This is a genomic window from Gemmata sp. (assembly GCF_051859125.1).
GTDB lineage: Bacteria > Planctomycetota > Planctomycetia > Gemmatales > Gemmataceae > Gemmata.
Genome location: NZ_JBHYGG010000012.1, coordinates 1 through 25,059 on the forward strand (window position 1 = coordinate 1; position 25,059 = coordinate 25,059).

22 protein-coding genes and 2 pseudogenes are annotated in these 25,059 nt (G+C 70.4%); 13 read left to right on the forward strand and 11 right to left on the reverse strand.

Annotated features, from left to right (window positions below; all coding sequences use genetic code 11):
• Window positions 1–155: 155 nt before the first annotated feature.
• Together ACTIGN_RS02165 and ACTIGN_RS02170 are read right to left on the reverse strand one after the other, a co-directional pair.
• Window positions 156–1,397, reverse strand: coding sequence for an outer membrane protein assembly factor BamB family protein (locus ACTIGN_RS02165; protein ID WP_439620877.1), 1,242 nt, complete (start codon window positions 1,395–1,397; stop codon window positions 156–158).
• Between the two features lie 272 nt (window positions 1,398–1,669).
• Window positions 1,670–3,208, reverse strand: coding sequence for a serine/threonine protein kinase (locus ACTIGN_RS02170; RefSeq protein ID WP_439620879.1), 1,539 nt, complete (start codon window positions 3,206–3,208; stop codon window positions 1,670–1,672).
• A 287-nt stretch (window positions 3,209–3,495) separates the two neighbouring features.
• Between ACTIGN_RS02170 and rplM the strand changes: the two genes are divergently transcribed.
• The 3 genes and pseudogenes from rplM to rpsI (ACTIGN_RS02185) all read left to right on the forward strand — a co-directional run.
• Window positions 3,496–3,930, forward strand: a complete 435-nt coding sequence (gene rplM / locus ACTIGN_RS02175; protein WP_439620881.1) for a 50S ribosomal protein L13 — start codon at window positions 3,496–3,498, stop codon at window positions 3,928–3,930.
• 68 nt (window positions 3,931–3,998) lie between these two features.
• Window positions 3,999–4,313: pseudogene (gene rpsI, locus ACTIGN_RS02180) on the forward strand (30S ribosomal protein S9); the annotation flags it as partial.
• A gap of 231 nt (window positions 4,314–4,544) precedes the next feature.
• Window positions 4,545–4,640, forward strand: a pseudogene (rpsI, locus tag ACTIGN_RS02185) (30S ribosomal protein S9); the annotation flags it as partial.
• A gap of 175 nt (window positions 4,641–4,815) precedes the next feature.
• Here rpsI (ACTIGN_RS02185) and ACTIGN_RS02190 read toward each other — a convergent pair.
• Window positions 4,816–5,109: a hypothetical protein gene (locus ACTIGN_RS02190; RefSeq protein ID WP_439620883.1), complete on the reverse strand. Its 294-nt coding sequence runs from the start codon at window positions 5,107–5,109 to the stop codon at window positions 4,816–4,818.
• A 204-nt stretch (window positions 5,110–5,313) separates the two neighbouring features.
• Between ACTIGN_RS02190 and ACTIGN_RS02195 the strand changes: the two genes are divergently transcribed.
• Complete coding sequence (locus tag ACTIGN_RS02195; protein ID WP_439620885.1) at window positions 5,314–6,492, forward strand: enolase C-terminal domain-like protein; 1,179 nt, start codon at window positions 5,314–5,316, stop codon at window positions 6,490–6,492.
• 343 nt (window positions 6,493–6,835) lie between these two features.
• On the opposite strand, the gene ACTIGN_RS02200 is transcribed toward ACTIGN_RS02195, so the two are convergent.
• On the reverse strand, window positions 6,836–7,354 hold the full coding sequence (locus ACTIGN_RS02200) for an HU family DNA-binding protein (RefSeq protein ID WP_439620887.1): 519 nt from the start codon (window positions 7,352–7,354) through the stop codon (window positions 6,836–6,838).
• Between the two features lie 99 nt (window positions 7,355–7,453).
• Window positions 7,454–8,413, reverse strand: coding sequence for a hypothetical protein (locus ACTIGN_RS02205; protein ID WP_439620889.1), 960 nt, complete (start codon window positions 8,411–8,413; stop codon window positions 7,454–7,456).
• A 115-nt stretch (window positions 8,414–8,528) separates the two neighbouring features.
• Here ACTIGN_RS02205 and ACTIGN_RS02210 point away from each other — a divergent pair, with 115 nt between their 5' ends.
• The 3 genes from ACTIGN_RS02210 to ACTIGN_RS02220 all read left to right on the forward strand — a co-directional run bounded on the left by ACTIGN_RS02210 (window position 8,529) and on the right by ACTIGN_RS02220 (window position 11,498).
• Window positions 8,529–9,131 carry an RNA polymerase sigma factor gene (locus ACTIGN_RS02210; RefSeq protein ID WP_439620890.1) on the forward strand — a complete coding sequence of 201 codons (603 nt, stop codon included), beginning with the start codon at window positions 8,529–8,531 and terminating at the stop codon, window positions 9,129–9,131.
• Window positions 9,132–9,325: 194 nt separating this feature from the next.
• Entirely contained in the window at window positions 9,326–10,636 is a 1,311-nt protein-coding gene (locus tag ACTIGN_RS02215) for an NAD(P)/FAD-dependent oxidoreductase (protein ID WP_439620892.1), read from the forward strand.
• Between the two features lie 67 nt (window positions 10,637–10,703).
• Window positions 10,704–11,498 carry a type II secretion system protein gene (locus tag ACTIGN_RS02220; RefSeq protein WP_439620894.1) on the forward strand — a complete coding sequence of 265 codons (795 nt, stop codon included), beginning with the start codon at window positions 10,704–10,706 and terminating at the stop codon, window positions 11,496–11,498.
• A gap of 10 nt (window positions 11,499–11,508) precedes the next feature.
• Here ACTIGN_RS02220 and ACTIGN_RS02225 read toward each other — a convergent pair whose 3' ends face one another.
• Window positions 11,509–12,222 carry a Uma2 family endonuclease gene (locus ACTIGN_RS02225; protein WP_439620896.1) on the reverse strand — a complete coding sequence of 238 codons (714 nt, stop codon included), beginning with the start codon at window positions 12,220–12,222 and terminating at the stop codon, window positions 11,509–11,511.
• Window positions 12,223–12,469: 247 nt separating this feature from the next.
• Here ACTIGN_RS02225 and ACTIGN_RS02230 point away from each other — a divergent pair, with 247 nt between their 5' ends.
• Entirely contained in the window at window positions 12,470–13,447 is a 978-nt protein-coding gene (locus tag ACTIGN_RS02230) for a DUF1559 domain-containing protein (RefSeq protein WP_439620898.1), read from the forward strand.
• Between the two features lie 92 nt (window positions 13,448–13,539).
• On the forward strand, window positions 13,540–13,956 hold the full coding sequence (locus tag ACTIGN_RS02235) for a carboxypeptidase regulatory-like domain-containing protein (protein ID WP_439620900.1): 417 nt from the start codon (window positions 13,540–13,542) through the stop codon (window positions 13,954–13,956).
• A 153-nt stretch (window positions 13,957–14,109) separates the two neighbouring features.
• On the opposite strand, the gene ACTIGN_RS02240 is transcribed toward ACTIGN_RS02235, so the two are convergent.
• The gene (locus ACTIGN_RS02240; protein WP_439620902.1) at window positions 14,110–16,662 is read right to left on the reverse strand and encodes an ATP-dependent Clp protease ATP-binding subunit; all 2,553 of its coding nucleotides are present in this window, start codon (window positions 16,660–16,662) and stop codon (window positions 14,110–14,112) included.
• Between the two features lie 387 nt (window positions 16,663–17,049).
• On the opposite strand from ACTIGN_RS02240, the gene ACTIGN_RS02245 reads away from it, so the two are divergent.
• From ACTIGN_RS02245 to ACTIGN_RS02260, 4 genes are read left to right on the forward strand one after another with little or no spacing between them, the layout of a single operon-like run.
• Entirely contained in the window at window positions 17,050–18,354 is a 1,305-nt protein-coding gene (locus tag ACTIGN_RS02245; RefSeq protein ID WP_439620904.1) for an enoyl-CoA hydratase/isomerase family protein, read from the forward strand.
• Window positions 18,355–18,373: 19 nt separating this feature from the next.
• The gene (gene nth, locus ACTIGN_RS02250) at window positions 18,374–19,120 is read left to right on the forward strand and encodes an endonuclease III (RefSeq protein WP_439620906.1); all 747 of its coding nucleotides are present in this window, start codon (window positions 18,374–18,376) and stop codon (window positions 19,118–19,120) included.
• Between the two features lie 20 nt (window positions 19,121–19,140).
• On the forward strand, window positions 19,141–20,367 hold the full coding sequence (gene pepT, locus ACTIGN_RS02255) for a peptidase T (RefSeq protein WP_439620908.1): 1,227 nt from the start codon (window positions 19,141–19,143) through the stop codon (window positions 20,365–20,367).
• Between the two features lie 34 nt (window positions 20,368–20,401).
• Window positions 20,402–21,031: a Uma2 family endonuclease gene (locus ACTIGN_RS02260; RefSeq protein ID WP_439620910.1), complete on the forward strand. Its 630-nt coding sequence runs from the start codon at window positions 20,402–20,404 to the stop codon at window positions 21,029–21,031.
• A gap of 10 nt (window positions 21,032–21,041) precedes the next feature.
• On the opposite strand, the gene ACTIGN_RS02265 is transcribed toward ACTIGN_RS02260, so the two are convergent.
• The 4 genes from ACTIGN_RS02265 to ACTIGN_RS02280 form a co-directional block, all read right to left on the reverse strand.
• Window positions 21,042–22,154, reverse strand: coding sequence for a hypothetical protein (locus tag ACTIGN_RS02265; RefSeq protein ID WP_439620912.1), 1,113 nt, complete (start codon window positions 22,152–22,154; stop codon window positions 21,042–21,044).
• An 88-nt stretch (window positions 22,155–22,242) separates the two neighbouring features.
• A complete protein-coding gene (kbl, locus tag ACTIGN_RS02270) occupies window positions 22,243–23,433 on the reverse strand; it encodes a glycine C-acetyltransferase (RefSeq protein ID WP_439620914.1) in 1,191 nt (396 codons plus the stop codon).
• Between the two features lie 108 nt (window positions 23,434–23,541).
• Entirely contained in the window at window positions 23,542–24,282 is a 741-nt protein-coding gene (locus ACTIGN_RS02275) for a pyridoxine 5'-phosphate synthase (protein WP_439620916.1), read from the reverse strand.
• Window positions 24,283–24,393: 111 nt separating this feature from the next.
• Entirely contained in the window at window positions 24,394–24,984 is a 591-nt protein-coding gene (locus tag ACTIGN_RS02280) for a hypothetical protein (protein WP_439620918.1), read from the reverse strand.
• Between the last annotated feature and the right edge of the window lie 75 nt (window positions 24,985–25,059).

Consider the following 25,059-nt stretch of genomic DNA (forward strand, 5'->3'; position numbering starts at 1 on the left):
CCTCTGCGACCGGACCGACCGCCCCCACCTCGCCCCCGGTCTCGGGGGAGAGGTCGCGACGCGGCTCTGCGGGTCGCGGGTGAGGGGGCACGCGACACCACCTCACCAACCACGCGGACCATTCCGCCACCGCTTCTGAACGCGGCAGAGTGGCATCACTTCTTGCCGAAGCAGTACAGGTGCGACTCGCCGCGGATGAACAGCTTGCCGTCGGCCACGGCCGGCGACGCGAACACCTTCTCCTTGTCGGCGAGCTTCGCGCGCTCGACCTCGTCGTACTTCGCGGCGGCCTTGAACACCACGAACTCGCCGTCCTCGGCGATCATCAGGATCTTGTCCCCGACCATGACCGGCGACGCCGACGGCTCCTTCGCGAGCAGCCGCTCGTTGAACAGCACCTTGCCGGTCTTCGCGTCGGCGCAGCACGCGAAGCTCCCCTTGTTGTCGCCGATCCAGAACAAGAGGTCGCCCTTGGTGAGCAGGCACGGCACGTACGGGATCTCCTTGCTCAACTCCCAGACCTTCGCGGGGGACTTCTGGTCCGGGTCCACGGCGACCATGTACCGCGAGCCGCCGCCGTCGCCGCTGGTCATCACTAGGAGCCCGCCGACGTACACCGGGTGCGCGATGACCCGCAGCGGCATCTTCCCCTTGGGCCACACCACGTCGTAGTTCCAGTTCACCTTGCCGGTCGCCGGCTCGTAGGACGTGAGGGCGGTCGTCGTGCCGAGGATCAGCTCGGCCGGCTTTCCCTCGCGGGTCAGCAGGAACGGGGTCGAGTAGGACGCGCGCTCGCGCTTCCGCTCCTGGACCCACTTCTTCGCGCCGGTCTTGGCGTCGAGGGCGACCAGTTCGGCCCGCGCGTCGTCGTCGACGTTGGCGAACACCAGCCCGTCGTGGACGACCGGCGAGAACCCCGGGCCGTGCTGGCTCTTGTACCCGCCCAGCGAGGTCCGCCACTTCTCGGCCCCCTTCAGGTCGTACCCGTACAGCGACACGCCCGAGCCGTCCCACCACACGGCGTACACCTGCTTGCCGTCGCACGCCGGGGTGCTCGACGCGAGCGAGTTCTTGGCGTGCGTGGGGGCGGCCGAGGCCGCGACGTCCTTCGCCCACACGGTCGCCCCGGTGCCGGCGTCCAGGCACAGGAGGGACCGCTTGGTGCCGTCGGTCGCGGCCGTCTGGAGGTACACCTTGCCGCCGACCACGATCGGCGACCCGGCCCCGCGGCCGGGGATCGCGGCCTTCCACAGCGGGGCCTTCGGGTTGATGGCCGGCATCTCGCCCTCGGCCGTCCCGGTGCCGTTCGGGCCGCGGAACCGCGACCAGTCGGCCGACGTGGCCACCGGGAGCGTGAGTGCGAGTGCGAAAGAGGACAGCAGCGCGCGGCGCGTCATGGCAGCGTCTCGGAGGGGTGGGCCGGCGTCCCGGAGTAAACACCGGCGTGGAGCGGCAGGTTCCGGGGATTATCGCAGAACGGACCGCCGATGCAATTCGCCGGCGGGCGATTCGAAGGGGAAATGAACCCGCTCCCGGCGGCGCGCGGGGCCGGAGGTTCCTGGTGGGGCAGGCATTCTTGCCTGCCTCGTGGGGCAACTGGGGGCAGACAAGAATGTCTGCCCCACCAAGAATCCGCGAACGAGCGGCGCGCTCGCGCCGCCCGGCGGGGTCACTTATTGAGGAGCAGGAACGCGATGCCGGCGAGGGCCAGGAGCAGCGCGACGGTGAGCACGATGATGATGCCCGTGCCGCCCGCACGCTGGGCCGCCGCCTCCGGGTCGCCGCTGTCGTCCCCGACGGGCTCCGGGCGGCGGCGCTTCCGCGGGGGCGTCTCGCTGCTGCCCGTGGCGTCCGGGGTCGTGTCGATGTCGGCCTCGGGCTGGCGGCTCTTGGCGCGGCCCGGTCCGGCCCCGCCGTCGCCCGGCTTCTTCTTCTTGGGCGGGGGCTGGCCGGGCACCCGGGGGAACGCGGGCGCGAACACGTCGGACGCCGGGCCGGGCTGCCCGAGCGGGGCGGGGGTCGCCGCCGGGGCGGCGGGCGCCGGCAGGGCGGCCGGGGCCGGGGACCGGGCCGAGATGACCGCCGACGTGGGCTTGGCGACGGCCCCGCGGCCCGCGGCGACGCGGCCCCGGCGCTCGGGGATCCACCCCGGTTCCGGGACCGGGGGCACCTCGTCGGCGATGAACGGGGCGAGCGCCTCGAACACCTCGGCCGGGGTCGCGTACCGCTCGTCGGGCTTCTTCCGCAGCAACTTGTGGACGACGCCGGCCAGCTTCAGCGGCACGTCCGGGCGGACCTTGTTGACCGGGGTGGGGTTCTTCACCTGGTGCCAGATCATCCGCTCGCCGGCCGGGCAGTCGGGGAACAGGGTGCGGCCCGTGAGCAGGAAGTAGAGGGTCGCGCCGAGCGAGTACAGGTCGGCCCGGATGTCCACCCGCGAGCTGTCGATGGACTGCTCGGGGGCGATGTAGTCCTCGGTGCCGAGGATGCTCCGGTCCACGGCCTGGCGGGTCAGCTCGCCGGTGTCCTCGGCCTCGGACCGGACCAGACCGAAGTCGAGGATCTTGACGACCCCGGCGCGGTCCACCAGGAGGTTCGCGGGGCGGACGTCGCGGTGGACGAACTTCTGCTCGTAGGCGTGCTGGAGCCCGGCGGCGACCTGGCGGGCGTAGTGGGCCGCGAAGTGGACGTCGAGCGGGCCGGCCCGCTCGACGATCGACTGGAGCGTGGACCCGTCCACGTACTCCATGACGAGGTACAGGAGCTTCCCCTCCTGGCACAGGTCGAACACGTGGACGATATTCGGGTGGTCGAGGGTGCCGGCGGCCCGGGCCTCGCGGTGGAACCGCTCCCGGGCGATCGGGTCGTTCTCGTACGCCTGCGGGGACAGCGCCTTGAGGGCCACCAGCCGGTTCATGTTGATGTGGTTGGCCAGGTACACCTGGCCGGCGCCGTCGCTGCCGAGTTGGTCGAGGATGAGGTAGCTGCCGAGCTGGAACCCCTTGTACTTGCCGATGGCGAACTTCTCGCCGTGGAACCGGGTGATGAGCCCGGCCTCGATGAGCCGCTCGATCATCTCGGTCGGGGTCCGGGGCGGGCGGCCCAGCTCCGCGAGTTCGTCGAACAACCCCTGCAACTTCTCCGCGGGAACGACCCCGCTGCGGCTGACGCGGTCGAGCAACTCGGGGATCGTGGTGGGTGGGGGCATGGTCCCGCGGGGCCAGACGGTGAAGAAGCGGTACAGCCGGCACGCCCGCCAGTATAGAACACGGTGTTCCCCCGGTCATGCGAATAATCGCCGGCCCGCGGTCCCGCCTTCGCGGGCCGAGCCGCGGCCCCCGGGGGCTCGCCCCCCCGCTCGGCCCGACCCGCAGGGCCGGCCGTTTCCGAAATGCCGGGGTTGACGCGCACGAACCGTGCCATACCATGATAAACTTCCGGACAACCCCGGGCGGATTGCGTCCCTCCCAGGCTTATTTGCAGCGGATCGAAACGATGTCTACGTTCATTGCCAACGCGAGCACGGTCCAGCCGAAGTGGCTCGTCATCGACGCGACGGACCTCGTGGTCGGCCGGCTCGCCGCTTCCATCGCGACGGTCCTCCGCGGCAAGCACAAGCCCGACTACACCCCGCACACCGACACGGGCGACTTCGTCGTCGTCGTGAACGTCGAGAAGGTGCAGTTCACCGGCAAGAAGTGGGACCAGAAAGAGTACCAGGACTACTCGCACTACGCCGGCGGGCAGAAGATCACCTCCGCCAAGGAGATGCTCGCCCGGAAGCCGGAGGAGATCATCCGCCGGGCCGTCAAGCGGATGATGCCCCGCGGCCCCCTCGGGTTCAAGCAGCTGACCAAGCTCAAGCTGTACGTGGGCAACCAGCACCCGCACCAGGCCCAGCAGCCCCAGGAATTCAAACTCAAGAGCTGACCGCCCGGCCCGCCCCCAACCCGGGCGGGCGGCGCCGCGTTCCCCCCGCACAACGGACCCGAACGACCATGGCCGAGAAGAAGACCGCCAAAGCCCCCCGGACCTACTACATCGCCACCGGCCGGCGGAAGTCCGCCGTCGCGCGCGTCCGCGTGACCGAGGGCAAGGGGACCATCCTCATCAACGACCGCCCGGTCCAGGAGTACTTCTCCGAGGAGAAGGACCGGGCCGCGGTGTTCGGGCCGCTGAAGATCACCGACCAGATCGACCGCGTGGACGTGTTCGTCCGGGCGACCGGCGGCGGCATCACCGGCCAGGCCGGGGCCGTGTGCCAGGGTCTGGCCCGTGCGGTGAAGACCATGTTCAGCCCGGCCTCCGAGCAACGGGCACGCGTGTTCAACAACACCACCGTCATCAAGGCCTACCAGGACGAGAAGAAGGCCCGCGAGAAGGCCAAGGCCGTCCTCGCGAAGCCGCCCGCCCCGGTCGCCCGCCCCGCCCCGGTGACCCCGCTGATCCCGGTCGTTCCAGGTGCCGCCCCGGTCGCCCCGGCTGCTCCGGCCGCCCCGATCGATCCGGTGGACGTCGCGACGGGCATGATCAAGAAGCTCCGCGACTCGGGCTACCTGACCCGCGACGCCCGCATGAAGGAGCGGAAGAAGTACGGCCTCCGCGGTGCCCGCCGCGGCACCCAGTTCTCGAAGCGCTAACGCGCCGAGTTGGTCCCGACAGACGAAGAACCCCTGCGGCCGAGCCGCAGGGGTTCTTTTTGTTTCAGGTGCCGGGCGCGGGAGCGAGAAGGTGGCTCCCGCACCCGGCTCGCGAAGAGTCGCGGGTGCGGGGAACCGGTCCGAGCGAGCCCCGAACGGCCCGCGGCCCGCGACTTCAGATCGACCGGGCAAGAGTATCGGGCACGCTCCGGGTCGCTGACGCGGACATGACCGTCATCTCGACCCACACGAACGGGGCCGCGTGCGCGACCCGCATGACGAGCACGTCGGTCGGCTTCCGGTCCGGGAGCGTCATCCACACCCGCAGCCCCGCCGTGAGCCCGAGCCGGTCGGCCTCGTCCACCGAGAGCCGGACCCGCACCGTGTTCCCCTCGGTCGTGTAGTACGCGTACACCTTCTCGTTGCCCCACGCCACCAGGCCGGTCCCCCGCATATCAACCTCCTTCACGGCTTCTTCCCCAACTGCCCGTGGTGAGATTCGCACGGCGACACCCCAAGTGCAATCTCCGTGCGGCCGCGTTCGGGCCGCCGCCCCGCGGGCGGTCGTACCCCGGGGGCACGACCCCTGCGCACGGCAGAACCCGAACAACTTCTCGCCCCTGGAAACGGGCCGGATTCGCGCGCACAATGCACGCTCCTCCCGGGGGCAACCATGAAGATCGCGCGCATCGAAACGCACGTGTGCCACGCACGCATGCGGAACTGGGTATTCGTTAAAGTGGTGACCGACCGGGACGGCCTGTTCGGGTGGGGCGAGGCCACGCTCGAGTGGCACACCCGGGCCGTCGTCGGGGCCGTCGCGGACCTCGCCGAACTGCTCGTCGGCGAGGACCCGACACGGGTCGAGCACCTGTGGCAGATTATGTACCGCCAGCACTTCTGGCACGGGCACGGGATCGTGCGCGCGACGGCCATCGCGGGCATCGACATCGCCCTCTGGGACATCCTCGGGAAGGTGTGCGGGGTGCCGTGCTCGAAGCTGTGGGGCGGCCCGGTCCGCGACACGGTCCGCACGTACTGCCACCTGGGCGGCGGCAAGATGGAGGACTTCTACGAGACGGCCGCGGACGACGCGAAGCGGTTCGCGGACCTGGCCCGGAGGGCCGTCGCCGACGGGTTCACGGCGTTCAAGACCATGGCCGTGCCGCCCACGCTGCCGCTCGAAGGGCTCCGGCCGGTCCGCACCGCCGAGGCGTGCGTGGCCGCGATGCGCGACGCGGTCGGCGACGGGATCGACATCATGGTGGACTGCCACGCGCGGCCGTCGCCGGCGATGGGGCTCCAGTTCGCGAAGGCGCTGGAGCCGTACGGGCTGTACTTCCTGGAGGAGCCGTGCTGGCCCGAGAGCGTCGACGGGCTCGCGGCCATCAACCGGGCGGTGGCGACCCCGATCGCGACCGGCGAGCGGGTGACGCACCTCGCGGCGTTCAAGGACCTGTTCAACGCGCGGGCCTGCGAGGTGTGCCAGCTCGACATCACGCACTGCGGGGGGCTGTCGGAAGCGCGGCGGGTCGCGGCGCTGGCCGAGGCGCACCGGATCGCGCTGGCCCCGCACAACCCGCAGGGGCCGGTGAGCACCGCGGCGAGCCTGGAGTTCGGGTTCAGCCAGCCGAGCTACGCCATCTGCGAGACGGTCCACGCCGACGTGCCGTGGCGGGCCGACGTGGTGCAGGAGGGGTTCACCGTGGAGCGGGCCGGGCGGGTGGTGCGGCCGAACACGCGGCCAGGGCTGGGCATCGTCATCAACGAGGCCGAGGTGAAGAAGCACCCGTTCCAACAGGAGCTGCCGCAGCGCGTGTTCTACCCCGACGGCAGCGTCGGCGACTGGTAGCGGCGCGGGCCCGTGCCGGGGCGCGGTGGGCGAGGGGCAATCGCGCACGCCGCTTGTCCCAAGTCTGGGTGATCGGTAGCCGTGTATTTCTTGACCTCCCCCCTGGTGGGGAGGTCGCCACGAGTCTTCGAGTGGCGGGTGGGGGGAAAGGCTGCGCGACTCGTGAAGGCGTTCCCCCACCCGGCTCGCAGAGCCTCGCCACCCTCCCCCACAGTGGGGAGGGCACGAACGCACGGTGCGACGGGTACGGATCAACCGGATTCGGTATCGCCCGCGGCGCGTCAAAACACGAAGGGCCGCCGGAACGGTCCGGCGGCCCTTCGGATCGCGTATCTGGGTCGGGTCACGTCGCCGCGCCGGGCGCATCGGCCACGCCCGCGCCCACCGGTTCGGGGTGCGCGACCACCTGGCCGTTCATCGGCTTGGCCTTGGCGATCAGCGTCGCGTCGCTGAAGTCCACGATCGGCTTCCCGTCGAGCGACGGGGGGGCCTTGCCGTCGAGCGACGGCTTGGCCGCGGGCTTCTTCTTGGTCTTCTTCTTCGGCTCGATGGGCTTGGCGAACTTGCGGACCTTCTCCTCCATCGTCTTGCCGGGCTGGAACGTGACGACGTTCTTCGCCTCGACGTCCACCCGCGCGCCGGTCCGCGGGTTCCGCGCCTTGCGGGGCTTCCGCTGCTTCACCTCGAACACGCCGAAGTTCCGCAACTCGATGCGGCCCTCGCGAACGAGCGTCTCGATGATCGCCTCAAACGTCCACTGGACGATCTCCTTCGTGGCGAGCTGCGTGAGGTTGCCCTTGGCGATGAGTTCCTCATCGTTGGCACGCTGGCAGATATCCCGGACGATCTCTTTCTTGGTCACGAGAGTGGTCCCTCGAAGGGAGTTGGCCCGGAGTAGTCGTTAGGGTTTCTGGCCTAAGTCTAGATAGGGCATGGATTCATGTCAAGTAAATAAGAACCTTCACGGCCCGCCGCGGGCCCGCAGTACCGTGACGACGGCCCACACCACCGCCAACACGACCGGGACGAGTTCCGGCGTGCGAACGGCCCACCGGAGCAGTCTTGCGCCCGTGCGATCGCGGCTCCGCGGCGTGCGCCCGGCCCGCACCAGCTCGCGAAACCGGTCGTGTTCGCCCCGCAGGAACAGCTCGCCGCGCGACCAGTCGAGCGACAGCGCCCGCCGCTGATCGGGCAGCAGGGTGCGGAACGTGGGCAGCACGAACCGCTGCCGCACCAGCACCGCCACAAAGGCGCCCGACCCTTCGGGGAAGTCGTCGCGGTAGGCGCGCAGGAGCGGTCGAAGTGCGGCGGCCGCTTCGAGGAGTGCGAGCACCGCGGCCGGGCGGTTCAGCGGCTCGCCCGGGTCGGCCAGCACCGGCCGCAACGTGCGCCACGCGGCCAGCACCCGCCGCAGCACCGCCAGTCGCGCGAACAGGTCGCGCCGGGTCCGCGACCGCCACGCGGTACTCGGGAGCGGCAGCGGTTCGGGCTCCGGGGCCGGCGGTTCGTCCGGGACCACGACGTACGCGGGCGGCTCGTCCGGCACCAGAACGTAGGCGGGCCGCACCGGAACGAAGTCGGCGGGCGGCCCCGGCTCCGGCGGCCCGAGCCCCGGCACGAACGGCACCTCCAGGGGTTCCGGGGCTCCGGGCCGCTCCGGGGCGAGCCCCTCGTCGTACGCCGCTCGGGCCGCGGGGTCGGTGAGGCACACGAGCGCCTGGACGAGCCGGTTCATCCCCTCGGTTGCGAGGTCCGGGTGCCGGAGTTGGTGCGCGCGCAGGTGATCCATCTTCGCGAGGACGACCGCCTCGATCGCGGCGGGGTCGGTCGCGCCGCGGTCGAGCCCCAGGAGCGCGTAGTGGTCCGGCGGCCACGGGCCGGGGGGCAGGGCGAGCCACGACCGCAGGAGCGCGACATCCACCGTTGCCCCCACACCCGGCCGGCCGCCGCACCGCGATTGCACGGCGGCGGGATTGAGTTAAGATTACGATAGGGACTCGCCCGCACCGCTCCGCCCGGCCCAGGACACCCGGCCGATGCCCGATCCAGACCTCGACACGGTCGTCATGCAGGACTGCCTCGACCGGTGGCGGGCCGGCGACAAGGAGGCCGCCGACGACCTCCTGCGCAAGTCCGGGGCGCGGCTCGAAAAGCTGGCCCGGCGGATGGCCCGCTCGTTCCCCAACGTCCGCAGCGTGGTCGAGGTCGACGACGTCCTCCAGAACAGCCTGATGCGGCTGCTCCGCACCCTGCTGACGCTCCGGCCCACGTCCACCCGCGACTTCTTCAACCTCGCCGCTGTCCACATCCGCCGCGAGCTGCTCGACCTCGCCCGGAGCTACCGCAACCGCCACACCGTGCCCCTCGACCCGTCCGACTCCAGCGCGTACTCGCCGGCCGAGCCCGCCGCCCCCGACGACGCCGGCCCCGAGTCCGACCGGTGGGTGCGGTTCCACGAGGCCGTCGAGCTGCTGCCGGTCGAGGAGCGCGAGGTGGTCGGGCTGGTGTTCTACCACGGGTGGACGCAGGACAAGATCGCCGAGCTGTTCCAGGTGGACGAGCGGACCATCCGCCGCCGGTGGGCGTCGGCGTGCCAGCGGCTCCGCCGGGTCGTCGGCGGCGGCGTCCCCGGGGACTGACCCCAAGTCGTGTTGATTGCTAGCTGTAGCCGGCCTCTGTGAGGCCGGGCGTCTGCGAGTCCCACAGGGCCGGCCTTACAGAGGCCGGCTACAGAGCGGGTACGCATCTCCGTCCGGACGCGGCTGCACCCGCCCCCGCCCCGCACGCGCCATACACTACCTCCGCACTTTTCACCCCACGCGAGGGCGGCGCGATGGCAGACGGCGGGCAGCGGCACCGGGTCGTGATCGTGGGCGGCGGGTTCGGCGGGCTCCTCGCGGCCCAGGGGTTCGACAAGCAGCCCGTCGACGTCACCGTGATCGACCGCCGGAACTTCCACCTGTTCCAGCCGCTGCTGTACCAGGTCGCCACGGGCGCCCTGTCGCCGGCCAACATCGCGGCCCCGCTCCGCAGCGTCCTCCGCCGCCAACGGAACACTCACGTCCTGCTCGGCGAGGTCGGCGAGTTCGACCTCGCGGCGCGGACCGTTCAGCTCAAGGACGGCACCGCGGTCCCGTTCGACTCGCTCGTCGTCGCGACCGGCTCGACGCACCACTACTTCGGCCACCACGAGTGGGAGGAGTTCGCCCCGGGGCTGAAGACCATCGAGGACGCGACCGAGATCCGCCGCCGGGTGCTCTCCGCCTTCGAGAAGGCCGAGCGGACCACCGACCCGGCCGAGCGGGTCCGGCAGCTCACGTTCGTGGTCGTCGGGGGCGGGCCGACCGGCGTCGAGATGGCCGGCGCGATCCGCGAGCTCGCCCTGCACACGATGCGGTACGACTTCCGCGCGTTCGACCCGGCGGCGTGCCGGGTCGTCGTCGTCGAGGGCCAGAACCGTGTGCTCGGCGGGTTCCACGAGTCGCTCAGCGCCAAGGCGCTCAAGTCGCTCCATGACCTGGGCATCGAGGTGAAGCTCGACTGCCACGTCATTGGGATCACGCCCGAGGCGGTGACCGTGAAGCCCGACGGCGGCAAGGCCGAGCCGTACCGGATCGAAGCGGCCACGGTCGTCTGGGGCGCGGGGGTGAAGGGGAGCCCGCTCGGGCGGGTGCTGGCCGCGGCCGCGGGCGTCGAGACCGACCGCGGGGGCCGCGTGCCGGTGAACCCGGACTGCTCCGTCGGGGCGCACCCGAACGTGTTCGTCGTCGGGGACCTGGCGCTGCTCAAGGGGGCCGACGGCAAGCCGCTGCCGGGGCTCGCGCCGGTCGCGATGCAGCAGGGCGAGTACGTCGCCGCGGCGATCCTGCGGCGGGTGAAGGGCGAGTCGCCGGGCGGGGCGTTCAAGTACCGCGACAAGGGGGCGATGGCCACCATCGGCCGGGCCAAGGCGGTCGCCGAGAGCGCCGGGTTCCGGTTCAGCGGGTTCCCGGCGTGGCTCGCGTGGCTGTTCATCCACATCCTGTACCTGACCCGGTTCGAGAACCGCGTCCTGGTGCTGTTCCAGTGGTTCTGGAACTACGTGACCCGGAACCGCGCCGCCCGGCTGATCACCGGCGAGCGGTCGGCCGACGCCCGCAGTTAGCCCGCGCCCGCCGCCGCGCCGCGGGGTAGGATGGAGTGCCCGCCCTGCCTGCCCCGAGGGCCGAACCGTGTCTTTCCCCACTCGCCCCGACCCGCGGTCGCGTGCGTTCACGCTCATCGAACTGCTGGTCGTGATCGCCATCATCGCGGTCCTGATCGGGCTGCTGCTCCCGGCCGTTCAGAAGGTGCGGGCCGCCGCGTCGCGGACCGCAGACCTCAACAACCTCAAGCAGCTCGGCCTCGCGGTCCAGAACTACGCCTCGGCGTGCGGCGGCGTGCTCCCCCCGGTCCGCACCCGCGAGGGCGGCGTGAACCGGTGGTGGTTCGGCCTGTGCGACGCGGCCGACAACGTCGTGGACCACCGCCAGGGGCACCTGATGCCGTTCCTGGAGAACAACCAGGGCGCGCTGCGGAACCCGGCGAAGTCGCCCGGCGTCGTGTACCTCACCTACGACGGCAACACCGGCGGGTACGGGTACAACTTCCGCTACCTGGCCCCGTACCGGACCGCCGGCGGCACCGAGGTGTGGGACCGGGTGCGGCTCGAACAGGTGAGGAGCACGAGTCAGACGGTGTGCTTCGTCACGGCCGCGGGGACGAGTACGAGTTCGCCGCTGACGGGCGGGCCGGGGCTGGTCGAGGTGGGCGGGTCCGAGCCGCCGAGCCGGCAGTACCCGACGGTCCACCACCGGCTCTTCGGCGGGATCGCGAACGTGGTGTTCGTGGACGGGCACGCCGAGTCCCGCACCGACCGCACCCGGAACGCGCCGCCGGCCTCAGACAGCGCCGCGGTCGTCGCGCTCCGCGACCAGGAGAACCTCTACGACCTCGGCACCACCGACGAGTTGTGGGACCTGGATTGACGGGGCGCGCTCACACCGCGTCGGGATCGACGCCGAGTTCCCGCAGCCGCGCCGCGAGCCGCTCCGCCCGGACGCGCTCGGCGTCGGCCTTGAGGCGCTCGGCGTCGGCGCGCGTCCGCTCCTCCTCGGCCCTGCGGCGGTCCTCATCGGACCGGACGCCGCGCTCGACGTAGCTCAGGAACCGCTCGCCGCTCGGCAGGTACGCCGCGACCCGGCCGCCGGCGCTCTCGAACCGCACCCCCAGCCGCGGGCTCACGAACTGGTTCATCTCGGGGAGGCGAACGAGGTCGCCGCCCTCGCGCCGCCACCCGTGCCAGTACGCCGGGAAGTCCGGGAACAGCACGTAGTACTCTTCCGCGCCGTACTTCGCGTAGAACCGCCGCTTCTCCTCCATGCGGTCGGCCGTGTTCCCGGGCGACCACACCTCGAAGATCACCTGCGGGAAGACCCCGTCTTCGGCGAACACCTTGTAGCTGCCGCGGTGCCCCTTCGGCCGGCCGAACGCGACGTACACGTCCGGGGCGGTGCGGGTGTCGGCGTCGCCGTCGATCGGGTAGATCAGGTGGTCGCCGGCGACGAACACGTTCGGGTCGTCGCGGAACAAGAGGTCGAGGTTCCCCTGGATCGTGACGATCCACTCGAACTGGAGGGTGTTCTCGGCCATTCGCTCCCCGTCCCAGCTCGGGTAGAAGACCGCCGGCGGCTTTTTCGCGAGGGTGGACATACCGCTGTCTTACCCGATCCGGGGGCGGCCACGCAAGGGGCGGGGGGTGCTTCACCCGGCCCCACCGAGCGAGCCGGGACGCGAACACGTCCGGGCTCACGTTCAAGGTTGAGGGGAAGTCGCAATCTCTGGACCTGAAGCTCCCGAAGGAGTGGCGCCCAACGGCTTTTCGCTTGAAATGTCCCGCCGGGTGGGGGATACAAGATCATTGGCCCCGTCCCCACCTCTCACGGCACAGGGGTTGGTTATGTCGTCCCGGCACCGGTTCGGTTTCACGCTCATCGAGTTGCTCGTCGTCATTGCGATCATCGCGATCCTGATCGGGCTGTTGCTCCCCGCGGTCCAGAAGGTCCGCGAGGCGGCCGCGCGCATGAAGTGCTCCAACAACCTCAAGCAGATCGCCCTCGGCCTGCACAGCCACGCCGCCACCTTCGGGAAGTTCCCGGCCGGCGGCATCGGGTGCCCGACCGGGAGCATGTACGGGCACTCATGGTGGATCCCGACGCTCCCGTTCCTGGAGCAGGACGCCTTCTACAAGAAGTTCGACAAGACCGGCAAGGAGAGCGGCACGCAGTACCAGTCCACCGGGTGGTGGAAGCACCCGGCGTTCAGCGAGGCCAACGGCCACAACGGGGCGCTGCTGAGCGGGTACGCGCTGCCGATGGGCAAGTGCCCGTCGAGCCCGTTCCCCGCGTTCGTGCAGAACGACGCCTTCAGCATCTTCCTGCCCGACTACACCGGCGTCTCGGGCAGCACCGACCACCCGTCCACGTTCACCGGCGGGACGTACAACCCCGGCCAGATCTCGGCCGGCGGGGTGCTGATCCCGAAGAAGCCGGTCGCCATCACCGACGTCACCGACGGCACCTCGAACACGATCGTCGTCGGCGAGCAGTCCGACTTCTGCTCGCTGGCCGACGGGACCAAGGCCGACTGCCGCAGCTCGTGCCGGCACGGGTTCGCGATGAGCTTCCCGAACTCGTACCCGGCCGACGCGCGGATCTTCAACCTGACGACCGTCCGGTACCGGATCAGCAAGGACGCCTCGCTGGCGAACTCGGGCGGGAACTGCGGGGCCAACAGCCCGATCCAGTCGGCCCACGTCGGCGGGGCGAACGCGGCGTTCGGCGACGGGAGCGTGAAGTTCCTCCGCGACAGCGTCGAAATCACCACCCTGAAGCGGCTCGCCGACCGCGACGACGGCCTGGTCCCCGGCGAGTTCTGAGTTTCCGGTGTCTTGGCGAGCGGGGCACGTCGGTGCCCCGGTCACGGGCACCCGCAACCACGCACAAGAGACTCAAGTCGGGGACCGTGCTGATGAACCGATACGGCCTGTTGGTCGCGGCGTGCGCCCTGGTTCTGTGCGGGTGCGCCTCGGAGCCGCCGCTGGGCGTCGCCCGCGGGAAGGTGACGTACAAGGGCGCGGTCGTGCCCGAGGGGTCGGTCCTGTTCACCGACGACTCGCAGGGCGTGGCGTTCGTGTGCGACATCGAGAAGGACGGCACGTTCGCGTTCCAGGTCGCCCGCGGGCACGGCCTGCCGCCCGGCACGTACCAGGTCGCGGTCCAGCCGCCGCGGGGGAACAAGCCGTCGATGGAGATGGTCGCCCCGGTCACCGTGGACCCGGACAAGTACCCGATGATCCCGAAGAAGTACCACGACGGGAAGACGAGCGGGCTGACCGCGACCGTCAAGCCGGGGGCGAACGAGCCGTTCGCGTTCGAGATGAACTGACGGCGTCAACTTGGTGGCACAGGCCTCCGGCCTGTGCTGTGAGAGGAATCACAGGCCGGAGGCCTGTGCCACCGGACCAACGGACCGTAAACGCACCGAGGCCCACCCGCGGAACGGGTGGGCCTCGGCGTTTGCTTCAGTTCGAGCCGGGCGTCACGCCGGGGCCCCGGCGGCGGCCGGTGCGGCGGCCTCGGTGTTGGTCGTGTCGAACCCGAGCTTCTTCTCGCCGTCCACCTCGACCACCTTCACGGTGATGAGGTCGGCCTCGTGGAACGTGCCCTTGAGCAGTTCCTCGGCGAGCATGTCTTCCAGGTTCTGCTCGATCGAGCGGCGGAGCGGCCGGGCCCCGAACTCCAGGCTCGACCCCTTCTCGATGAGGAACTCCTTCGCGCTCTCGGACACGCTCAGGTTCAGCCCCTTCTCCTTGAGCCGCTTTTCGACCTTCGAGAGCTCCATGTTCACGATCTGCTTCAGGTTGTCCTGGGTCAGCGCGCGGAACACGATGATCTCGTCGAGGCGGTTGAGGAACTCGGGCCGGAACTCCTTTTCCATGCGGCCGCGGAGCTTCTTCTGCATCTCCTGGTAGGTGGCCTCCTCGTTCTTCTTGATCCCCGCGAGGAACCCGCTGCCCATCGTGTCCGAGGCGATGATTGTCTCGGCCCCGATGTTGGTGGTCATGATGAGGATGGTGTTCTTGAAGTCGATCACCCGCCCCACGTTGTCCGTCAGCCGGCCCTCTTCCATGATCTGGAGCAGCATGTTCCAGACGTCCGGGTGGGCCTTCTCGATCTCGTCGAGGAGCACGACCGAGTACGGCTTGCGGCGGATCTTCTCGGTGAGCTGGCCGCCCTCCTCGTACCCGATGTAGCCCGGGGGGGCGCCCACGAGCCGCGACACGTTGTGCTTCTCCATGTACTCGGACATGTCGAGCTGCACGATGCTGTTCTCGTCGCCGAACATGAACTTCGCGAGCTGCTTGGCGAGCAGCGTCTTCCCGACGCCGGTCGGCCCGGCGAAGATGAAGCTGCCGATCGGCCGCTTCGGGTCCTTCATGCCCGACCGGCTCTTGCGGACCGCGCGGGCGATGGCCTTGATGGCCTCGTTCTGGCTGATGACGGTCCCGTGCAGCTCGGCCTCCATGTTGAGGAGCCGCCGGGTCTCGTCCTCGCCGACCTTCTTGAGGGGCACCCCGGTCATCTTGGAGACGACCTCGGCGATCACCTCCTCGTCGACGATGCCGTCGGTCTCCTTGGCCTTGTCGCGCCAGTCCTTGGTGAGCTGGTCCTTCTGCTTCTTGAGCTTCTCGGCCTTGTCCCGCAGGTGGGCGGCCTTCTCGAAGTCCTGCTCCATCACCGCGGCTTCCTTCTCCGCGTTGAGCTTGTCGATCTGCTCGTCGATCTCCTTGAGGTCCGGCGGCCGGGTCATGGCCTTGAGCCGCACCCGCGCGCCCGACTCGTCGATCACGTCGATGGCCTTGTCCGGCAGGCAGTGGCCGGTGATGTACCGCTCGCTCAGCTCGACGGCGGCCTTGAGCGCCGCGTCGGTGATCTGCACCCGGTGGTGCGACTCGTACCGGTCGCGGAGCCCCTTGAGGATCTCGACCGTCTCGGCCATGCTCGGCGGGTTGACGATGATCGACTGGAACCGGCGGGCCAGCGCCTGGTCCTTCTCGATGTACTTGCGGTACTCGTCGAGGGTCGTGGCCCCGATGCACTGGATCTCGCCCCGGGCCAGCGCCGGCTTCAGGACGTTGCTGGCGTCGATGGCCCCCTCGGCCCCGCCGGCCCCGACGAGCGTGTGCAGCTCGTCGATGAACAGCATGACGTTCTTGGCCCGGCGGACCTCGTTCATCACGGCCTTGATCCGCTCCTCGAACTGGCCGCGGTACTTGGTGCCGGCGACCATCATCGCGAGGTCGAGCACCACGATGCGGCGGTCGCGGAGCAGCTCGGGGACGTTCTGGTCGACGACGAGCTGCGCGAGCCCCTCGACGATGGCCGTCTTGCCGACCCCGGCCTCGCCGAGGAGCACCGGGTTGTTCTTCTGCCGGCGCGAGAGGATCTGGATGACCCGCTCGATCTCGTTGGCGCGGCCGATGACCGGGTCGAGCTTGCCCTGGCGGGCGAGTTCGGTGAGGTCGCGGCCGAAGCTGTCGAGCGCGGGGGTCTTGCTCTTGGTGCGGCCGCCGGAGCGCTCGGAGGCCCCGCCCCGCTCGCCGCCCCCGCCGCCCCCGCCGCCACCCGATTCGGATTCGTTCGGCATGTTGTGCCCCAGCAGGTTCAGGACTTCCTCACGCACGTCTTCGAGCTTGAGCCCCAGGTTCATGAGGACCTGGGCGGCGACACCCTCCTGCTCGCGGAGCAGGCCGAGCAGCAGGTGCTCGGTGCCGACGTAGTTGTGGTTCAGGTTCCGGGCTTCTTCCACGGAGTAGTCGATGACCTTCTTGGCCCGCGGGGTGTGCGGGAGCCGGCCCATGACGACCTGCTCGCCGCCCGGCCCGTGCTGGACGATCTTCTCGACCTCGAGCCGGATCTTGCGGAGGTCGATGTCCAGGTTCTTGAGGACGTTGGCGGCGACCCCCGAGCCCTCTTTCACCAGCCCGAGGAGGATGTGCTCGGTGCCGATGTACTCGTGGTTGAACCGCTGGGCCTCCTGGTTGGCCAGTTGCATGACCTTGCGGGCGCGGTCGGTGAATCTCTCGTACATCTACGCTGTCTCCCCCCGGTAGGGATGGAAGGGATGGAGAACGTCGCTCACGTCACGTGGGCCGGGCGGCGGGTGCCGCCGGTCGCACTACTGCCCATCATATGCCCGCCGCGCGCCGGCACCACCTGAACCGGGTCGGGGCGGGTGAGCGTCCGTTCCGTTGTCCGGGGGCTGTCGCGGGGCGGGAGGGCACCGCGGCGGTCGGCTCGGGGCCGGTGTGAAGGGCCGCATGAATCTGCGAAATTCTAGGCACCGCCTGCGCGTGAATCAAGGCGAGCGCCCCGAACGACCCAGCACCGAGTTCGATGCGCGTGGGCCCAAAGGGATTCGGCGCGTAACAGTTCCCCTTGACCGCGGCCCGCCCGTGCGGGAAGAATCTCCCGCCATATGGTCTTCGAATCCCCCCACCTCCGCGTCACGCTCGAGTACGGGACCGCCACGCTGTGGCTCGGGTTCCCGGGCGACCCCGTCAACGCGCTGGACCTGTCCCGGCTCTGCGAACTCGACGCCGCGGTCGCCGCGGTCGCCGCGAACCGTGCGGTCCGCGTGCTGGTGGTGCGGTCGGCGAAGCCCGCGGGGTTCTGTGCCGGGCTGCGGCCGGGGGTGGTGGAGAGCCTCCCGCACCCGACGCAGCGGGCCAACTTCGCGTGGTACGGCCAGCAGGTGCTCGACCGGCTCGCGGCGCTCGACGCGGTGACCGTGGCGTACCTCGACGGCCCGTGCCTCGGTGCCGGGCTGGAACTGGCGCTCGCGTGCGACCACCGCGTGTGCGTGGCGCGGCCGACGACGCACCTCGGGTTCCCGGAGAAGTTCGCGTGCTTCGGCGGCACCGCCCGGCTGCGGGCGCTGATCGGCCGGCGCGCCGCGGGCCTGATCGCGACGGGCGAGACGCTCTCGGGCCGCGAGGGGCGGGTGCTCGGGCTCGTGGACGTGGCGTGCTGCGAGCGCCGCGGGAAGATCGAACTGCGGACGTTCCTGGACCGCGTCGAGTCGCGGCCCGTGAAGTCCGTTCGCCCGGAACTGGTCGGGCTGGCCGACGAGCGCCGCGCCTTCGCGGTCAGAGTGGGAGAGGGGGAAATGGGGAGAAGGGGAGAGAATACCCCGGCCATGTCTTCGTCTCCGTGTCTCCGTGTCTCCCCCTCTCCGGCGCTGCCGCTGCCGAGTTTGCCCACTACGATCGGGCTACTTGGCGACGACCCAAACGCCGCTCGCATCGCGGCCGAGGCGGTGCTCCGCGGCGGGTCGGCGGTGGTGTGCGGGGACCGCGCGCCGCTGTTCGCGTACCTTGACACGGCCCTGAAGCGCGGGTTCGTCACTCCTCTTGAGGCGGAGCAGGCGAAGTTGCGGGTCCGCGGGTCCGACACGCTCGACGGGTTCGACCGGGCCGGCCTCGTCTTCGTCGCGGAGGGTCACGACCCGTTCCGGCTCGCGGCGGTCGTGCGGCCGCGCGCGGTCGTGTGCGTGATCCGCCCGAACCTCGCGGCGCGGCCGAACACGCACCCACCGGTCCCGTTCCCGCACATGCGGCGCGTGCTGCGTATCAGCTTCGGCGACCCGGGCCGCGTCGGGCTGTTCCCGGGGCACGGCACCGCGGCCGACACGACCGCCGCGGTCGCCGCGTGGCTCGCGCCGTTCGGCCTCACGGCCACCACGTTCCCCGCCGCGGCCCGGCTCCTCCCGCGAGCGGCGTGAGCGCGCCTACCATATCGGGATGGAAGATCCCGCACCGAAGCTGCCGCCGGCCCGCGAGCGCGCCGGCCCGATCCGCGTCGAACTCGCCCAGCTCTACCCCGCGGTCGAGATCGCGCTGACGCACGCGAACCCGCTGCAACTCCTCGTCGCCACGATCCTCTCGGCGCAGTGTACCGACGCCCGGGTGAACCTCGTCACGCCGGCGCTGTTCGCCCGGTTCGCGACCGCGCACGACTTCGCCACCTGCAAGCTCGGCGAACTCGAAGCGCTCGTCAAACCGACCGGGTTCTACAAGAACAAGGCGAAGAACATCCGCGGGTGCTGCGCCGAACTCGTGGCCCGGTTCGGGGGCCGGGTGCCGGGCACGCTGGAGGAACTCGTGACGCTCCCCGGCGTCGGCCGCAAGACGGCGAACGTCGTCCTCGGCGACGCCTTCGACACGCCCGGCGTCACGGTCGACACGCACGTCGGCCGGCTGTCGCGCCGCCTCGGCCTCACGCGGCACCGCGACCCGGTAAAGGTCGAGCGCGTGCTGATGGAGCTGATCCCGCAGGCCGAGTGGACGACGTTCAGCCACCGGCTGATCCTGCACGGGCGGAAGGTGTGCCTCGCCCGCAAGCCGCGGTGCGGGGCGTGCGCGCTGGCGGCGCGGTGCCCGAAGGTCGGCGTCGCCGGGCTCGCGGCGAAGCGGAAGCGGCCGAAGTCGCGCGCCGCTGGTAAACGCGGGGCGAATGGCGAGAATGCCACTCCCGACTTGAAGACCTGACGACGTGAGGACCCGACGACATGAGTACGCTCCTCGACCGCTTCATCCGGTACGCCCGCATCGACACGAAGGCCGACGAGCGGGCGACGACGTACCCGAGCTCGCCGGGCCAGCTCGTGCTCGGCAAGATGCTCCGCGACGAGTTACTTGCGATGGGCCTGAAAGACGCGGTGCAGGACGAGCACGGCCTCGTGTTCGCGACGGTGCCGGGGAACGTGCCGGGCGCGCCGACGATCGCGTTCAACGCGCACGTCGACACCAACCCGGAGAACTCGGGCAAGGACGTGGACCCGCAGGTGATCCGCAACTATCCGGGCGGCGACATCGTGCTGCCGAAGGACCCCACCAAAGTCATTCGCGTCAAGGACAACCCGGACCTGAACGCGGTGATCGGCAAGACGGTCATCACCACCGACGGCACGACGCTGCTGGGGGCCGACGACAAGGCCGGCATCGCGGTCATCATGGAGGCGGCCCGCACCCTGGTGGCGAACCCGCAGATCCCGCACGGGCCGGTGCGGGTCGTGTTCACCTGCGACGAGGAGATCGGCCACGGGGTGAAGCACCTGGAGCCGGCGCAGGTCGGGGCGGTGGTCGCGTACACGCTCGACGGCATGGCGTCGGGCGAGATCGAGGACGAGACGTTCTCGGCCGACGCCGCGGTCGTCACCATCAGCGGGGTGAACATCCACCCGAGCATCGCGAAGGGGCGGATGATCAACGCGGTGCGGCTCGCGGGCATGTTCCTGGACCGGCTCCCGAAGCGGACCATGAGCCCCGAGACCACCGACGGCCGCGACGGGTTCCTGCACCCGCTCGGCATCGAGGGCGGGGTCGCCGAGGTGAAGGTGACCTTCATCCTGCGGTCGTTCGACACGGCCGAACTGCCGCAGCAGGCCGAGTTGCTCCGCGAGATCGGCCGGCAGGTCGAGCGCGAGGACCCGGGCGCGAAGGTGGCGGTCGAGACGCGGAAGCAGTACCGCAACATGCGCGACGGGATCGCGAAGGAGCCGCGGGCGATCAAGTACGCCGAGATCGCAACGAAGCGGGCCGGGCTGGAACCGAAGTTCAAGATCATCCGCGGCGGCACCGACGGCGCGCAGCTCACCGAGAAGGGGCTGCCGACGCCGAACCTCTCGACCGGCGAACACAACCCGCACTCGCCGCTCGAGTGGACGTGCCTCGAAGAGATGGAGGCCGCCGTCCGCGTCGTGGTCGAGTTGTGCCAGGTGTGGGCCGGGAAGTAAACTGGGACGAGCCACTCGACCGGGAGGAGAACCGATGACAACCGCGACCGTAACGCCGCCCCCCGCGGCCGCGACGCCGGCCCCCACTCAGAAGAAAGTGTGGACGGAAGCAGACCTACTGGCGATGCCGGACGACGGCGTCCGCCGGTGGATCATCAAGGGGCAACTCCGCGAGGAACCGTCCGAGTACCCGGGGGTGACGATGACCGTCCGCAACCGCCACCACAGCGAGATCATGTCCTGGGTCGCCACCACGGTGGGTAATTGGCTCCGCACGCAACCGAAACCCAGGGGCAAGGTCTACACCGGGGAGATCGGTGTACGGTTGCCCGGCTCATCGACCGCCGTGGGTGCCGATGTCGCCTACGCGCCGCCGGGCGTGGTCGCGACGCAGGACGACGACAAGACGACCATGCTCGACGGGCGGCCGGCTCTTGTTGTCGAGATCCTCTCGCCGACCACCACGCAGGAGCAACTCGACGAGAAGATCGACACCTACCTCGAAGCGAGCGTGCCCGCGGTGTGGGTCGTCCACCCGACGCGGCGCACGGTGACGGTTCACTGCCCGGGGCACGAGCCGGAACTGTTCAACGTGACGCACCGCTTACCGGCGAACCCCGAGATGCCCGGGTTCGCGCCCGCCGTGCTCGAACTGTTCGAGTGACACCGCGGTGTCACTTGGCGGGCTTCGTCGAGATGTCCCAGAACACGTCGCGGCCCTTGGGCCGGGTCCACCAGTAGAGGCCGAGCGTCACCGCCGCCAGCGCCAGCGTCAGCACCACCGGCGACACCTGCCCGAACAGAAAGTTCAGCGCCGCGAGGTACGGGTTCGAGCCGTCCCTCGGCGTGAAGTCGAGGCCGAAGTGCCGCATCGCCGCGGACGCGAACGGCACCGCGAACGTCGACAGCCCCGACGCCACCACGATCGTCCGCTGCACCACCCGCACCCGCAACTCGATCTCGGCGACGGTCGCGTGGTCCTGGCGGATCACGATGCGCGCGCCGGTCACGTCGCCGAGGACGTGCGGTACGACGTAGAAGGTGAACACGTCGTTCCCGTCCCCGATCCGCGACACGATCTTCGGCGGGTGGCACTGGCACCCCGGCAGCACCGGCTCGACCTCCAGCGGCACGTCCTTCGCGAGCGCGAGCGGCCCGGTCGCGGCCTGCTCGACGTGCCGCTTCACGACCCGCTCGACCTCCTCGCGGCTGAGCACGACCAGGAGCGGGAACACGCGGTCCGGGTTCATCCGCGAGTAGTACCGCACCGTCGCCCGCCGCTCCGCGACCTCGGCCGGCCGCTTCGGCTTCCTGAGCGGGGTGGTGTCGGCACCGGCCGCAGTCTCCGCAGCGGGTGCGGCCGGTGCCGGCGCGGCGGGTGCGGCGGGTGCTTGTCGACCCCCTGGAACAGGCAGCGCGCCCGAGCGGGCCGGGGGTGCGGAGACTGTACCCGAGCGGGCCGGCGGGACGGCACGGCCGGGCGGAGTCGCGACCGCCCCGGAGAACCCCGGGAGACCGCGGGGGAGGGTGGCCCCGGTGGGCGTGAGGCGGAGCGCGACGGGACCCGGGCCGCGGGGGAGTTCTTCGCCGAGGGTGCGGTCGAGGGGCAGGGGGTGGTTGCCGTGGACGAGTTGCCAGTTCACCGGGTCGCCGGCCAGCCCGAACTCCCGGATGAGCCGGGCCATCAGGTCGGCGACCCGCGTGGACGCCTGCGGGGTCACGGGCACCACGACGTCGCCGTTGGGGGTGACGATCGTGACGTGCAGGTTGAGCGTGTCGCCGGACATGGCGGTTCCTCGGTGGCGCGGCCCGTCCAATCCTACGCCGCCCACCGCGCCGCGTCTGCCCCGAAGGGCGACGCGCTCGCACGAACGGTCACTTCAACACGCCGAGTTCCTTGCCGACCTGGGTGAACGCGCCGATCGCGTGGTCGAGTTGCTCGGTCGTGTGCGCCGCGGAGACCTGGATGCGGATGCGGGCCTGGCCGACCGGCACCACCGGGTAACTGAACCCGATCACGTAGATGCCGTACTTCAGCAACTCGGCGGCCATCTTCGTCGCGACCGCGGCGTCGCCGAGCATCACGGGCAGGATCGGCGTCGGCCCCGGCTTCACCGTGAACCCGGCCCCCTCCAGGCCCGCCCGCAGCCGGGCGGTGTTCGCCTTCAACTTGGTGCGGAGTTCGCCGGCGGTGTCCACGAGGTCGAGCGCCGCCATGCCCGCGGTCACGAGCGCCGGCGGCACGCTGTTCGAGAACAGGTACGGCCGGGACCGGTTCCGGAGCCAGTCCACGACCTCGGCGCTGGCCGCGGTGAACCCGCCGCTCGCCCCGCCGAGCGTCTTCCCGAGCGTGCCGGTGATGACGTCAATGCGGTCGAGCACGCCGAGTTCCTCGGCCCCGCCGCGGCCCGTCGCGCCCAGGTGCCCGGTGCCGTGGCAGTCGTCGATCCCGACCACCGCCTGGTACTCGTCGGCCAGTTCGCAGATGTCCGCGAGCCTCGCGAGGTCGCCGTCCATGCTGAACACGCTGTCGGTGAAGATCATCTTGAACCGGCACCCCTTCGCCTCTTCGAGCTTGGCCTTCAGATCGGCCATGTCGGAGTGCTTGTACCGGAACCGCTGGGCCTTGCACAGCCGCACGCCGTCGATGATCGAGGCGTGGTTCAGCTCGTCGGAGACGATCGCGTCCTGGTCCGTGAGGAGCGGCTCGAACAGCCCGCCGTTGGCGTCGAAGCACGAGATGTACAGGATGCTGTCGCCCTTGCCGAAGAACCGCGCGATCTGCTGCTCGCACCGCTTGTGGACGTCCTGGGTGCCGCAGATGAACCGGACCGACGAGAGCCCGTAGCCCCACGCCTTGAGCCCCGCGTGCGCCGCGGCGACGATGTCCGGGTGGTTGGCGAGCCCGAGGTAGTTGTTCGCGCAGAAGTTGACGACCGGCTTGCCGTTCACCGTGATGCCGGACATCTGCGGCGACTGGATCTGCCGCTCGGCCTTGTACAGCCCCTTGGCCTTGAGGTCGTCGAGTTGCGTGCGGAGGAAGGCGTTGAGCGCGTCGGCCGGCATCGGGGAGCCCTCGGGGGTAAACGCGAACGGCGGCCCGGGCCGCCGTCGCGTGATGTCAGTTAGACGAACTCACCGGCCCGAACCTTCACGGCGCTGGCCCGAATCGGGTCACGCCCGCTTCGGGTTCGGGTAGTGCTCGGTCATCGCCAGCTTCATCTCGCGGACGGCCCGCTCCATGCCGACGAGCACGGCCCGCGACACGATGCTGTGCCCGATGTTCAGTTCCTCGACGCCGGGGATGCGGACGACGGCCTGCACGTTCCAGTAGTTCAGCCCGTGCCCCATGTGGACGTGCAGCCCCAGCCCGACAGCCTGCGCCGTCGCCGCGCGCAGCTTCTCGAGTTCCTTCGCGACCGCCGCGCCGCCGCGGGCCTCGGAGTAGCTCGCGGTCTGGAACTCGATCGCGTCGGCCCCGTACTTCGCGCTCGCCGCGACCTGCGACGGCTCCGGGTCGATGAACAGCGCGACGTGGATCCCGGCGGCCTTGAGGCGGTCGATCGCGCCGCGCACCGCGGCCTCGTTCGCGACCACGTCGAGCCCGCCCTCGGTCGTCAGCTCCTGCCGCTTCTCGGGCACGAGGGTGGCCTCGTCGGGCTTCACCTTCAGCGCGATCTGGACGATCTCCTCGTAGGTCGCCATCTCAAGGTTGAGCCGCGTCGTGACGGTCTCCCGCAGCACGTACACGTCGCGGTCCTGGACGTGCCGGCGGTCCTCGCGGAGGTGGACGGTGATGCCGTCGGCCCCGCCGAGCGTGGCCAGCACCGCGGCCGCGACCGGGTCCGGTTCGTTGGCCCGCCGCGCCTGCCGGACGGTCGCCACGTGATCGACGTTCACACCGAGACGAATCATTTTGGAAGAGTGTTTAGTGTTTAGTGTTTAGTGTTTAGTGTTTAGTGTTCGGTGCAACTTCCGAGGTGCCCCGGAGCGTCGGACACTAAACACTAAACTCAGAACACGAAGTTACCGGACCCCGTACCGGGCCATGTACTCCAGCACGTCGCGGTACCGGGCCAGTTCGCGGACGATCAGCTTGTACCCGAGGACGCCCAGGAGCACCGCCAGGACGCGCTCGATGACCGGGCTGATGAAGATGATGCTGACCCACACCGAGAAGAAGAAGTAGTCGAACACGAGCAGCAGCAGGATGCCGGGGATCGCGAACTGGGTCGTGCGGCTGAGCCGGTAGTGCGGGTCGAAGTACATGCGGAACGCGAGCTGGACCTCCGCCCAGAGCTGGGTGAAGAACCACCGCCGGTAGATCGGGTCGGTGCCCGGGGCCACCGGCGGGTGCAGCACGGCCCCCTGCGGCGGGGGCGGCGCGAGTTGCTGCGAGCCGTCGCTGGCCAGCACCAGCACCCGGTCGGCCCCGCCCGACGCGCCGGCCATCGCCGAGAGCTTCGCGATCACCCGATCGGTCACCGCGTCCGGGTCGGCCGCCGCGGTCGGGGCGGCGCGCTCGGCGAGCGCCGCTTCGAGCCGGCGGATGCGGTCCTCCAGAGCGGCCTCGCGCTCGCTCGCGGCCGGGGCCGCTTCGTCGGTCGTCGCACTCATGCCCGGTCCTCGGGTCCGATGTCCACCCCGTCAGGTTATCGGAACGGGACCGGGATGAACAAGTCGGGGGTGGGC